Annotated in this window: 10 protein-coding genes; 7 read left to right on the top strand and 3 right to left on the bottom strand. The window is 57.7% G+C overall.

Annotated elements, in window-relative coordinates; translation table 11 throughout:
- Positions 1–219: 219 nt before the first annotated feature.
- The 7 genes from J122_RS11825 to J122_RS11795 all read left to right on the top strand — a co-directional run bounded on the left by J122_RS11825 (position 220) and on the right by J122_RS11795 (position 9,335).
- Positions 220–1,896, top strand: a complete 1,677-nt coding sequence (locus tag J122_RS11825; RefSeq protein WP_061332504.1) for a methyl-accepting chemotaxis protein — start codon at positions 220–222, stop codon at positions 1,894–1,896.
- A gap of 111 nt (positions 1,897–2,007) precedes the next feature.
- Entirely contained in the window at positions 2,008–3,078 is a 1,071-nt protein-coding gene (locus J122_RS11820) for a TRAP transporter substrate-binding protein (RefSeq protein ID WP_061332509.1), read from the top strand.
- Positions 3,079–3,208: 130 nt separating this feature from the next.
- Positions 3,209–4,330, top strand: coding sequence for a spermidine/putrescine ABC transporter ATP-binding protein PotA (gene potA / locus J122_RS11815; protein ID WP_061332503.1), 1,122 nt, complete (start codon positions 3,209–3,211; stop codon positions 4,328–4,330).
- Complete coding sequence (gene potB / locus J122_RS11810) at positions 4,323–5,180, top strand: spermidine/putrescine ABC transporter permease PotB (protein WP_058093014.1); 858 nt, start codon at positions 4,323–4,325, stop codon at positions 5,178–5,180. The genes potA and potB overlap by 8 nt, the downstream gene beginning before the upstream one ends.
- Positions 5,177–5,947 carry a spermidine/putrescine ABC transporter permease PotC gene (gene potC / locus J122_RS11805; RefSeq protein WP_058093013.1) on the top strand — a complete coding sequence of 257 codons (771 nt, stop codon included), beginning with the start codon at positions 5,177–5,179 and terminating at the stop codon, positions 5,945–5,947. The genes potB and potC overlap by 4 nt, the downstream gene beginning before the upstream one ends.
- Positions 5,944–6,981: an extracellular solute-binding protein gene (locus J122_RS11800; protein ID WP_061332502.1), complete on the top strand. Its 1,038-nt coding sequence runs from the start codon at positions 5,944–5,946 to the stop codon at positions 6,979–6,981. Before potC ends, J122_RS11800 begins: the two co-directional genes overlap by 4 nt.
- Before the next feature lie 197 nt (positions 6,982–7,178).
- Positions 7,179–9,335, top strand: coding sequence for a GGDEF domain-containing protein (locus J122_RS11795; RefSeq protein ID WP_082780579.1), 2,157 nt, complete (start codon positions 7,179–7,181; stop codon positions 9,333–9,335).
- 2 nt (positions 9,336–9,337) lie between these two features.
- Here J122_RS11795 and J122_RS11790 read toward each other — a convergent pair whose 3' ends face one another.
- The 3 genes from J122_RS11790 to J122_RS11780 all read right to left on the bottom strand — a co-directional run bounded on the left by J122_RS11790 (position 9,338) and on the right by J122_RS11780 (position 12,670).
- On the bottom strand, positions 9,338–10,750 hold the full coding sequence (locus J122_RS11790; protein ID WP_058093010.1) for an alanine/glycine:cation symporter family protein: 1,413 nt from the start codon (positions 10,748–10,750) through the stop codon (positions 9,338–9,340).
- 156 nt (positions 10,751–10,906) lie between these two features.
- A complete protein-coding gene (locus J122_RS11785; RefSeq protein WP_061332500.1) occupies positions 10,907–11,350 on the bottom strand; it encodes a universal stress protein in 444 nt (147 codons plus the stop codon).
- A 33-nt stretch (positions 11,351–11,383) separates the two neighbouring features.
- Positions 11,384–12,670 carry a TRAP transporter large permease gene (locus J122_RS11780; RefSeq protein WP_061332499.1) on the bottom strand — a complete coding sequence of 429 codons (1,287 nt, stop codon included), beginning with the start codon at positions 12,668–12,670 and terminating at the stop codon, positions 11,384–11,386.
- Between the last annotated feature and the right edge of the window lie 29 nt (positions 12,671–12,699).

Genomic DNA, 12,699 nt, shown 5'->3' with positions numbered 1-12,699 from the left:
GCTTCTAATGTTTTGTGATCAAGTTTACGACCGTCATCGTGGCGCATGTGTGTAAATATCCGATAAGCTTGGCGAACGGAGCCTACATTATAAATGATGTTCGCTTACTTTCGAACTCATTAGTAAGTATTGGTATACAGGCGTTAACAAACTGGAACAGCATTGTGCGTGGCACTGTGGATAATCCCGAGGCCTGAGCAGACAATCCGGAGCAGAACCATGACCTTTATGAGCAACCTGACCATCCGAGCCCGCCTGTTGATTGGCGTACTTGTGCCGGTTCTGATTACGGCGGGCACCATTGCCTGGATCACCGGCAGCCAGATCCAGGCAAAAGGAGAAGCCCAGTTGGAACGCCTGGGGGAAGAGCTTCTGGATGCCCGTAAGGAAGGCCTGAAGAACCTCGTGGAAACGGCCCGGGCAGTGGTCATGGATGCCAAGAACAACTCCGGGTTGTCTGATAGAGAAGCCCGCGAGGAAGCCCGCAAACGGCTGCGCTCCATCACATTCGGGAAGGATAACTACGTTTTTGCCTACGCCCGTAATCTGGACAATCTCGCCTACGCTCCGGACCCTTCCCGTGAGGGGCCGACGACCAACCCGACGACACAGAAGCTGGTTCGGGATCTGTTTTCAGCGGCGGGAACCGATGGCTTCTACGAGTACGACTGGCCAAACCCCGCCTCGGGCGAGGTGGAGCCGAAAGTGTCATACTCCATTATTATTCCGGGCTGGGACTGGATGGTGGGGGCCGGTATTTACGTAACCGATATTGAGCGGGTATTGGTTGAGGCACGAAAGCAAATCGATTCGGCCATGGCGGAGGCCATGGGCTTTATCCTGTTGGTGACGGTTATCGTAGTTGCCGTGTCCCTGATCATCGGCCTGGTGATTGGCCGTACCGTGACAGCGCCCCTGAACAAAGTCAGCAACATCATGCAGGAAATTGCCGATGGTGATGGCGACCTGCGTCAGCGTTTGCCGGAGGATGGCAAGGATGAATTGGCGGAACTGGGTCGTCGGTTCAATCATTTCGTCATCAAGATTCAGGACACCATCCGGGAGGTGGGTTCGACCACCGATCAGGTGGCTTCGGCCGCCGAAGAGTTGAGCCGAGTGGCCAATGAAACCCGACAGTCGGTTCAGGAGCAGGGTTCGGAAACGGACCAGATTGCCTCCGCGATCAACGAGATGGCAGCGACAATTCAGCAGATCTCCGGCAATGCCAATGAAGTGGAAAGCGCCGCTTCAGACGCCGACCGCATGGCCCGTGAGGGTGGTGAAACCATCACCAGCGCGCAAGGAGCCGTCAACCAGCTGTCAGAAGAAATGGAGAGCACGGCGGCCAGCATCAACGCCCTGGCGGAGAAATCCAATGATATCCAGCAGGTTCTGGATGTGATCCATGCGGTCACCGAACAGACTAACCTGCTGGCCCTGAACGCGGCCATCGAAGCGGCACGGGCGGGTGAGCATGGTCGAGGCTTCTCGGTGGTGGCGGATGAAGTCCGGCAACTGGCCAAACGCTCTGCGGAATCCGCCGACCAGATCCGGGAAATGATTGACGGCTTTGTGGCCGAATCCAAGGCCTCTGTTGAACGAATGAACCATTCCCGCAAAAGTTCCGAAGCCACCGTCGAGCGGATCAACCACGCTACCGGTGCGCTGAACACCATTGTGACCTCGGTGACCCAGATTCATGACCAAGTGACCCAGATCGCTACCGCGGCGGAGCAGCAGAGCCAGGTGGCCGAAGAAATCAACCAGAACGTGGTGCGCATTGTTGATGCGGCCCAGCGCAGTGACACCGGTGTTACCCAGACTAACGAAGCCAGTCACGAGCTGGCCAGGTTGGGTGAGCATCTTCGTGAGCTGGTGGGGCAGTTCAAAGTCTGAGGATGCCCTGGACCGGCCCGCCGCATTGGCGTGGCCGGCCTCCAGGGTTATCATGGCTTTCTATTACTTGTTCGTTTCACCCTGAAACCAATAACAATGGAAGCCAACACCATGTCTACGCGCAGAATCTTCGTGGCGGCCCTTACGATGGTTGCCCTGCTGGCCAGCCCGTTTACGGTGGCCGAGAAAACCTACACCATCCGCCTGGCCGAAACCTGGGGCCCAAACTCCAAAATCCTGGGTGAGGCGCCTCGCAACATGGCTGCCATGGCCGAGCGAATGTCTAACGGCCGCCTGAAGTTCCGGATCGATTCCTCAAACAAACACAAGGCACCTTTTGGCATCTTTGACCTGGTGCGCAACGGTCAGTACGACATGGGCCACACTGCCTCTTACTACTACAAGGGCACCATCCCTAATGCCATGTACTTCACCACCATACCGTTTGGCATGATCGCGCCGGAAATGTATGCCTGGTTCTACCACGATGATGGCATGGCGCTGATGCAGAAGGTCTACGAGCCCTACGGCCTGCTGTCGTTTCCGGGTGGTAATACCAGTAACCAGATGGGTGGTTGGTTTCGCAAGGAAATCAACTCTCTGGACGACCTCAAAGGCCTGAAAATGCGCACCCCGGGCTTTGCCGGAGAAGTGATGTCCGAGCTGGGTGTGGCTGTCACCAACCTTCCGCCCGGCGAGCTTTACACAGCCCTGGAGCGGGGCACCATTGATGCCGTGGAATGGGTTGGCCCGGCTCTGGATCTGCAGATGGGCTTTCACCAGATCGCCAAGTACTACTATTCCGGCTGGCAGGAGCCCAATGCGGAGGTGCAGTTCCTGATCAACAAGAAAACCTGGGATTCGCTGCCGGCAGATCTGCAGGAAATCCTGCGGGTATCCATGCGCACGGCAGCCTATGACATGTACATCCAGAGCACCCATGAGAGCGGTGTTGCCTGGAGCCGCATGACCGAGGACTATCCGGACGTCACCCACAAAGTGTTCCCGCCGGAAGTCATCAACGCCCTGCGTGACACCACAAATCGCCTGCTGGATGAATTCGCGGAGAAAGACGAGCTGGCCCGTGAAATCATCACCTCCCAGCGCGACTACCTCAGCCAGGTGCGGCCCTGGACCAACATTTCGGACAAAGCCTATCTGGATAGCGTTGCAGACCAGTGAGCAGCATGTTGGCAAACCTGCCGAAGTAAGCTGAGATCAAGGGGCGTCGGGATTGCGGATTATCCCGACGCCCCTTTCTGTTTGCCCCTGTTTCTGGAAAAATAAGCCGCTCATTCTGTGGGCAGGGCCGATGAAACAGACACTGCTATCTCTGAGCAACCTCTCCAAGCAATTTGACGGCAAAACGGTACTGGATTCGCTGGATCTGGAGATCCTTGATGGCGAGTTCATTACCCTGTTGGGGCCGTCCGGTTGTGGCAAAACCACCCTGTTGCGGCTGATGGCCGGTTTTGAGCATCCGGATGACGGCACGATTCTGCTGGGTGGCCAGGACCTGACCCACACCCCGCCGGAGAAACGCCCGCTCAACACCGTGTTCCAGAACTACGCGCTGTTTCCCCATATGTCGGTGTTCGACAACGTGGCCTATGGCCTGAAAATGGAAAAGCGCCCGAAGCACGAGATTCGCCAGCGGGTCGACGAAGCCCTGGCCATGGTCCAGTTGGAGGAGTTTGCCCGGCGTAAGCCGCATCAGCTCTCCGGAGGCCAGCAGCAGAGGGTAGCCATTGCCCGTGCGGTGGTCAAACGGCCGAAGATGCTGTTGCTGGACGAGCCCCTGTCTGCCCTGGATTACAAGTTACGCCGCACCATGCAGGTAGAGCTCAAGCGCTTGCAGCGCGAGTTGGGCATTACCTTTGTGTTCGTCACCCACGACCAGGAAGAAGCTTTGTCCATGTCGGACCGTGTGGTGGTTCTTAAGGATGGCCTGGTTCAACAACTGGGCACGCCCAGAGAAGTTTACGAGCGTCCGGCCAACCTGTTCACCGCCCGGTTCGTGGGCGAGACCAATTTCTTCCCTGGCCGCATCGACAAAGCCAACGGCGATGACACCATTACCGTGGATGTGTTTGGCCTGAAACGCACCTTTCGCAAACCCGACTTCCCGGTGGCTGACGGCCAGCCGTTGCATGTTCTGTTGCGCCCGGAGGACATACGGGTTCTGGCGCCGGATGACGACGACGGTGTAGCCGGCAAGGTGGTGGAACGGAACTACAAGGGCAGCACCCTGGATTCGGTTATTCACCTGGACGACGGCACCGAGGTACTGGCGTCGGAATTTTTCGATGAAGACGACCCCACCTTTGACTACCGTTTGGGTGAGCCGGTGAAGGTCAGCTGGGTGGACGGCTGGGAATGGCTGCTTCCCATGGAGAGTCCGGAAGCTGAAGCGGAAGCCAACCTGGATGAGTAGCGTCACGCAGCAGCCGTTTCGCACGGCGGTACTGGTGCTGGTCTGGGGCTGGCTGCTGTTCCTGGTACTGACCCCGAATCTGCTGGTGGTGGGCGCCAGTGTGATGACCCGGGACCCAGGCAGCTTTCTGTCCCTGCCCCTGAACCTGGATGCCTACCGGCAGTTGATGAACCCCCTGTACCTGGATGTGTTCCTGCACTCCCTGTACATGGCGGCCATGACCACCCTGATCTGCCTGCTGATCGGCTATCCTTTCGCCTGGGCGCTGACCAAGGTTGGCAAGCAGCGGCAAATGTTGCTGATTTTCCTGCTGATCGTACCCTTCTGGACCAATTCACTGGTGCGCACCTATGCCCTGAAGCTGCTGCTGGCCACCAATGGCCTGCTGAATAACGCGCTGATGTCCCTGGGCATAATCGAAGAGCCCCTGCGGATGCTTTACACCGAGGGAGCCGTGATTGTCGGCTTGGTGTATTTGCTGCTGCCGTTCATGATCCTGCCGCTGTATGCGGTCTTTGATGACCTGAGGGACGATTTGCTTCGGGCGTCTCACGATCTTGGCGCCGGCCGCTTGGCGACCTTTGTTCATGTGATTGTGCCGCTTACCCTGCCCGGTGTGCTGGCGGGCGTTATGCTGGTGCTGTTGCCGGCCATGGGGCTGTTCTTTGTGCCGGATATTCTCGGCGGCTCCCGCAACTTGCTGGTGGGTAACGTCATCAAGAACCAGTTCCTGGATGCCCGTAACTGGCCCTTCGGCGCCGCTGCCAGTATCGTGTTGACCCTGGCCATGGCGTTTCTGATGTTTGCTCACCGCCTGAGTAAGCGGCGCATCGGGGAGGACGGTGTATGAGCCGCTGGTTGCCCCGCACTTACCTGACCCTGGTGTATGTCCTGCTGTACGTACCCATCATCGTGCTGGTGGTGTTTTCTTTTAACGATTCCCGCAGCGGCTATGAGTGGGGTGGGCTTAGCCTGCGTTGGTACGAGGCGCTGTTCAATAACCGGGCCATGGTGCAGGCCATGTGGAACTCCCTGTGGCTGGCTTTGTCTGCCGCCACTGTGTCGACCATGATTGGTGCCCTCACCGCCCTGGCTCTGCACCGCTACCGGTTCCGGGGCAAGAAGCTGCTCAATGGCATGCTGTTTATCGTGATGATGTCGCCGGAGATCGTGCTGGCGATTTCGCTGTTGGCGCTGTTCCTGTTAGTGGGCCTGAAACTGGGCTATGTGTCGTTGCTGCTGGCCCATGTCACCTTCTGTCTGCCGTTTGTGGTAATTACCGTCATGGCGCGCCTGAGCGGGTTTGACGAACGTCTGCCGGAAGCCGCGCGGGACCTGGGCGCCAGCGATTTCACCATGACCCGCACGGTGCTGATCCCGGTGATCATGCCGGCTTTGGTGGCAGGCTGGCTGTTGGGGTTTACACTGTCACTGGACGATGTGGTCGTCAGTACCTTTGTCAGCGGCCCGAGTTATGAAATTCTGCCCCTGCGCATCTACTCCATGGTGCGGGTAGGGCTGAAGCCGGAAGTGAATGCATTGGGTACGCTGTTGCTGGTGTTCTCACTGTTCATGTTGATCTTGTCTCAATGGATATTGCTAAGGAGTAGACGATGAAGAAACTGGCACTGGCCGGTATGCTGGCCATAGGCCTGACCGGGTGTAGCTCTGAAGACCCGCAGGTGCTGAACCTGTACAACTGGTCCGAGTACATGCCCCAGGAAGTCCTGGACAGGTTCACCGAGGAAACCGGTATTCAGGTGGTTTACACCACCTACGACAGCAACGAAGCCATGTATGCCCGGCTGAAGTTGCTGGACGAGAGCGCTGCCTATGACCTGGCTGTGCCTTCGACCTATTACGTCAGCAAAATGCGCCAGGAAGACCTCCTGATGCCCATTGATCGCAGCAAGATTGAAGGCTTTGGTAACCTGGACGACGATCTGGTGAACCTGGATATTGACCCGGACAACCAGTACAGCATTCCTTATCTCTGGGGCACCACTGGCATCGCGGTGGACACCGATGACGTGGAAGGCGAGGTGACGGCCTGGGCAGATCTCTGGGATGAGCGCTTCCAGGGCCGTGTCATGCTGACCAACGACATGCGCGAAGTGTTCCACGTGGGCCTGCGGGTATTGGGTTATTCCGGTAACAGCACTGACCCGCAGGAAATCGAAGAAGCCTACGAAAAACTGGCGGAATTGATGCCGTCTGTGCGCACCTTCAACTCTGATGCGCCCCGCATGCCCTACCTGGAAGGCGAAGCCGACGTGGGCATGATCTGGAACGGCGAGGCGGTGATGGGTAAGGAAACCATGCCGAGCCTGGAATACGTGTACCCGGAAGAAGGCATCATTGCCTGGCTCGACAGCTTCGTGATCCCGAAGAATGCCCGTAACCCGGAAGCGGCCCACCAGTTCATCAGCTTTGTGTTGCAGCCGGAAATCGCAGCCCTGATCAGCGAAGACATTGGTTACGCGACGCCTAATCAGGCCGCGCTTGAGTTGCTGGATGAGTCCGTTGCTAACGACCGAGCTAGCTACCCGACCGATGCGGATATGGAGAATGCTGAATTCCAGGCGGATATCGGTGATGATGCTTTGCAGATCTACGCAAAGTTCTGGGAAATGCTGAAATCCGGCCGTTGAGGCCTCCTGCCAGGGCGGCCCAGTGCCGCCCTGAATTCTTCCCGCCAGAATAGTTCTGTAACTGCTGCCTACGGTTTATACTGAAAACATAGCGTCCAACAGCAGGTTTCGCTTTGCGCCCCTCTTCCTGTCGCACTTTATTCTGCCTTGCCACACTCGTTTTGGCGCTCTGCCTGTCCCAACCGGCGTTGTCTGCCATGCAGCCAGTGGATGAAGGGTGGCAATATCGCTGGGGCGACTCCCCTTTCCTGGCTGACGGCACACCGCTTTGGCTGGACGAACCGGACAGCGACAAACACTGGCACGACATTGCCTTCCCTTCCAACCCTCCTGGCCGCAAGGGGCAAGAACATGTCTGGTTCCGGGTGACGTTACCGGAAGGGGAGTGGTATGCGCCGGCACTTTACATCTACAGCGTCGATATCATCCTGCAGGTCTGGTTCCGGGGCGAGTTGCTGTATCAGTACGGCACCTTCGACGAGCATGGACGTGGCAAATTCGAGGGCTGGCCCTGGCACGAGATTCCGTTGCCCGATGGCTACGAAGGCGAAACCATGTACTTCCGTGTGTTCTCCAATTACACGGATATCGGGTTATGGGGTGAGGTGGCCATTCTCGACCACCCGGACCTGGTGCTGCACATCGTCAGCAATTCGGCTGAGAGCCTGGTCATTGCAGCGTTGTCCGGACTGATTGCACTTCTTGCTCTGGTGTTTGCCCTGATTCAGCGACGCCAGAGAAGTTTTGCCAGCATTGCGCTGTTTGCCTTCCTGACCGGCGTGATGCTGCTGGCGGAAAGCCAGGCAAGTTTGCTGATCCTGTATCAGCCACTGCTGTGGGACTATCTGGCAGCGGGCTCTTATTATTTGATTCCGGTTGCACTGGCGCTCTTGCTTAGCCAGTGGCTCGACGCCCGGCGCCCCCGCCTGGTTCGCTGGCTGATGTGGCTGCATCTGGTGTTTGCGGCCCTTGCCCTTATGTTGGCGCTACTCGGGTTGGTGAACCTGTCCTCCACATTCCCGGTGTTTGACGGTGTTTTGCTGATCTCCCTGGCATTAATGGTCGCGGTGGTTGTCAGGAATTTCAGTAGCCTGTATCGGGAGCAGCAAGTATTCCTGTTCACCTGTGGCGTGTTCATTGTTCTGCTGATTCTGGATATGGCGGTTGCCCATGGCTTTCTCCCCTGGGGGCGGGTGCCGGTCAGTTGGGGGGCGCTGGCGTTCTCGCTGGCGCTTATCAGTATTTCGGTGTGGCATTACGGTAAAACCCAACAGGCGTTGCATCAGTTGACCGTTCAACTGGAACACAAGGTGGCTGAGCGCACTGCTCGAGCTGAAGCGCTTGCTGAGCGAGAGGTAGAGCGGTCAAGGCTGTTAGCGCTGGAGAGCAAGAAAAGTCAGAAATTGGCAGATACCATTGCTGCCCTGCAGGACTGTGCGGGTGTGGAAGAGGCTTTCCAGCCTTTGCTTCAGGCGCTACCGCAACTGTACTTGCCGATTGCCGGCTGTTTCTACCGGCGCAACCCGGGTGGCGGCTATGATCGGGCCAGCCTCTGGGGTAGATCCGCTGCCAATACCTTTCCACCCAGCCTGACACAGGATCTTTCCGGCCTGACGGAGACCGTTTTGCCCGTGCGGAGCCAGGACGTACCTGCACAACTCTGTTTCCTGCTCCGGATTGAACCAGCCCAGTTCGGGAATGTTCCTGAGGGCGTGTTGCTTTTGGAGCGCCCGAATCTGCCAGACGTCGTGAAGGATTATGGCACCGCCCGGGTGGTTGCCTGGGTGTATCAGTCTGTCGAGAAGATCGGGATTACCCTGTCAGGGTTGGCCCTGCGATCCGAATTGCAACGGTTTTCCTATGAGGACAGCCTGACGGGTCTTAAAAATCGGCGCTACTTTGATGAGTTATTCCGACATGAGCGGGAGGTCGCCATCCGCTCAGAGCGCCCACTGAGCCTTCTGATTTTCGATATCGACCACTTCAAGCGCTTCAACGACAGTCATGGCCATGATGCCGGAGATGAGGTTCTGCGAATGGTTGGGAGAGTCCTTGAGAACTGTTTTCGCGGGAGCGATACGGTATGCCGTTATGGGGGAGAGGAGTTTACGGTTCTGATGCCTGGGGCGTCACGGGAGGAAGCCCGCCAGCGGGCGGAAAATCTTCGGGTAACCATCGCCGAATCTCAGGTTGAATACCTTGGAAAGCAGTTGGGCAACCTGACGATATCGGCAGGTATTGCATGCTGGCCGGAAAGCAGCCCGGAGTTCGACGAGCTGTTCCGGGCAGCCGACCGGGCGCTTTATCAGGCCAAGGCCGCTGGCCGTAACCGTGTGGTTACGGCCAGCGTTTGAGCTTAATGCCAGATGTTGCTGTCGATTTTCTCGTGCAGCTCCGGGTAATCCTTTGACTTGAAGTGGGGCACCAGTCCCTCTTTCCGTTGGGCCAGGTAGTCCTTGGTCAACTTGGCTACCGTGCCGGACAGCAGCACAATCGCCACCAGGTTGATGGCCGCCATAAGTCCCATCGAGGCATCCGCAGCATTGAATACCGTCACCACGGCTTCATAGCCACCCCAGATCACCATGGCCAGGGCTGCCAGGCGAAGCAGGGTGAGCCCGAGGGTGCTGCCGCCTTTCAGGTAGATCAGGGCGTTCTCGGCATAGGTGTAGTTGGCCACGATGGACGTGAAGGCAAAAAACAGGATGGCGACGGCAATAAAGTAGCCACCGAATTCACCCAGGTGGACTTCCATGGCCTGCTGGGTCAGTTGCGTGCCGGTGATGCCCGAACCGGGCTCCAGCACGCCGGCCAGCAGAATCATCACGGCTGTGGCGGTACAGATAATGATGGTGTCGACAAACACACCAAATGCCTGAACAAGGCCCTGTGACGACGGGTGGTGCGGTGCCGGTGTGGCGGTGGCCGCGATATTGGGGGCAGAACCCATGCCGGCTTCGTTAGAGAACAGGCCCCGCTTGATGCCGTTAAGCATCGCGGCGGTCACCGAGCCGGCGGCGCCACCGGCGGCTTCTTCCAGGCCGAAGGCGCTTTTGACGATCATCGTCAGAATGCCCGGTACCTCGGTGATGTTCATGGCCATCACACCTAGCGCCAGCAGCACATAGGCGCCCGCCATAAACGGCACTACGAACTCGGCAAAGCGAACGATCTTGCGCAGACCACCAAAAATCACGATGCCGGCGAGCGCCGCGATGACTACACCAACACCCAGTTTGGGTGCACCAAAGGCACCCTCCATGGCGTCGGCGATGGAGTTTGCCTGCACAGCGTTGAACACCAGGCCAAACGAGATGATCAGGCAAACTGCGAAAATGGCCGCTGCCCAGGGGGCTTTCAGGCCCTTGGCAATGTAAACCGCCGGACCGCCCCGATACTGGCCCTTGCCGTCACGCACCTTGTAAAGCTGCGCCAGGGTGCTTTCGGCATAGCCCGTGGCCATGCCCACCAGTGCGACCATCCACATCCAGAAAATGGCGCCGGCACCGCCGAGGTACAGGGCTACGGCCACGCCGGCCAGGTTGCCGGTGCCGACCCGGGAAGCAAGGCTGGTACACAGCGCCTGGAAGGGTGAGATGCCGTGAACGTCGCTTTCACGGGAACCGCGGATGGCCCTGACCATTTCGCCGAAATTGACGAATTGCAGAAAACCCAGGCGGATGGTGAAGAAGACACCGACGGCCAGCAGGCCGTAGACGAGGACATAACCCCAGAGAATCGAGTTGAGAAAATCGACAATTGCAGTCATGGGTAGACGCCTTGTGATTTGAGTTTTGTGAATTGAAAGAAACGCAAGGCGGGGGAGTCTAGCACGGTGAAAATCTGATCAGACTGCGGAAATCCGTGATTGCCAGAGGGCCGGTATTTTGCAATACCGGCCCGAGATTGCAGCATCAATGTCTGTTCAGACCACCAATACCGGGCATTTGGCATGGGACGCCACCCGGTGGGAAACACTGCCCAGGAACATGCCGTCTTTATCACTGTTGGTGCCCTTGGTACCAACGACGATCAGATCCGCCTCTTTGTCCTGGGCGAATTTTACGATCACCTTGGATGGCCGGCCGGCTTTCACAAAGCCGCGCACTTTGGTCGCGCCGTGTTCCTTGGCCAGTTCCTTGGCATGGTTCACCACTCCCTTGGCGTAATCCGACAGTACCTTGTCCGGAATGTCCATGTCGTCGGGGCGTCCGATCGACAATGACGCCTCGAACAGGCTGTGATGCTTGTAGACGCACAGGATGAAAATCTCGGCATCCGGAATCAGCTTTTGCAGGTCAATCGCCTTATCCAGTGCTTTCAGCGAGGTTTTGGAGCCGTCCACGGCTACCAGGATCCGTTTGAACATAGGTCTCTCCTGTTACTGGCCGGGGAACCCGGCTCAGTCTCGGTAAGCCAGGTCCCTCAGGAACAGGGCGATATCCGGGAAGGCAATGATCAGCCCGGCAGCGGCCACCAGCATGAAGATAAACGGTGGCGTACCCCGGATCACTTCCATGTAGGGGCGTTTGAAAATGGCGATGGCGGTAAAGATGTCACAGCCAAACGGCGGCGTTGCGGAGCCTATGGCTACCTGCAGGGTGATCAGCACCCCTACCAGAACCGGGTCCAGCCCGGTTGCCTGGATGGCTGGCGCAAAGATGGGGGTGAGCACCAGGATGACCACGATCGGGTCAACAAACATGCAGGCGATAAAGAAGGCAATACAGATGGCAATCAGCACACCCACCGGGCCGGCTTCGTTCACGCCGACGGTTTCCAGAATGGCTTGGGGAATCTGGGCGAAGGAGATAATCCAGGAGAAACCATTGCCAACGGCAACCAGAATAAACACCACGGCGGTGATCAGGCCGGTGGACTTGGCGATCTTGTAAACGTCTTTGAGCTTCAGGGAGCGGAAGATCACGAACTCCAGCAGGAAGGCGTAAAGTACGCACACGGCAGCGGCTTCGGTCGGGCTGAAAATGCCGCCGTAGATACCGCCAACAATGATCACCGGGAACATCAGCGGCCAGGAGGCATCCCGCACTGACAGCGCCCGTTGTTTCCAGCTGGCCTTTTCTTCGGTTGGCACATTGTGCTTGTACGCATAGAACAGGCAGTACAACGAGAACATGAACAGGATCAGAACGCCCGGACCAATACCGGCAATGAACAGTTCGGCAATGGAGGTTTCGGAGATAACCCCGTAGATAATCATCCCGATACTGGGGGGAATCAGGAACGCGATGTCACTGGCGTTGATGATCAGTGCGAGCGTGAACGGGTCAGAATAGCCCGCTTTCAGCATTTTCGGGCGAAGTGGCGACCCAACGGCCACCACCGTGGCCTGGGTAGACCCGGAAACTGCCCCAAACAGGGTGCAGGAAGTGGCGGTACTGATGGCCAGGCCACCTTTGATGTGGCCGATGAAGGACATCACCATATTGATCAGCCGGTCGGCCGACTGGCCCCGGGTCATGATATCGGCGGCCAGGATAAACATGGGTACCGCAATCAACGACGCCGGCCGGATACCACCCATCATTTGCTGGATGAAGGTTTGCATCTGGCCGAAGCCGTCGAACATCATTACAAAGCCAACCACCGCCGCGGTGGTCAGTGGGATCATCATCGGGAAGCCCAGCAGCAGTAGCCCGATCATGATCAACATCAGAATGGTTGCCATAAGTAATCTTCCTGTTCCTTATCGGGTTA

Origin of the sequence: Marinobacter excellens LAMA 842 (assembly GCF_001574445.1) — a bacterium.
Lineage (GTDB): Bacteria > Pseudomonadota > Gammaproteobacteria > Pseudomonadales > Oleiphilaceae > Marinobacter > Marinobacter shengliensis.
This window is presented reverse-complemented; position numbering and strand designations above follow the sequence as displayed.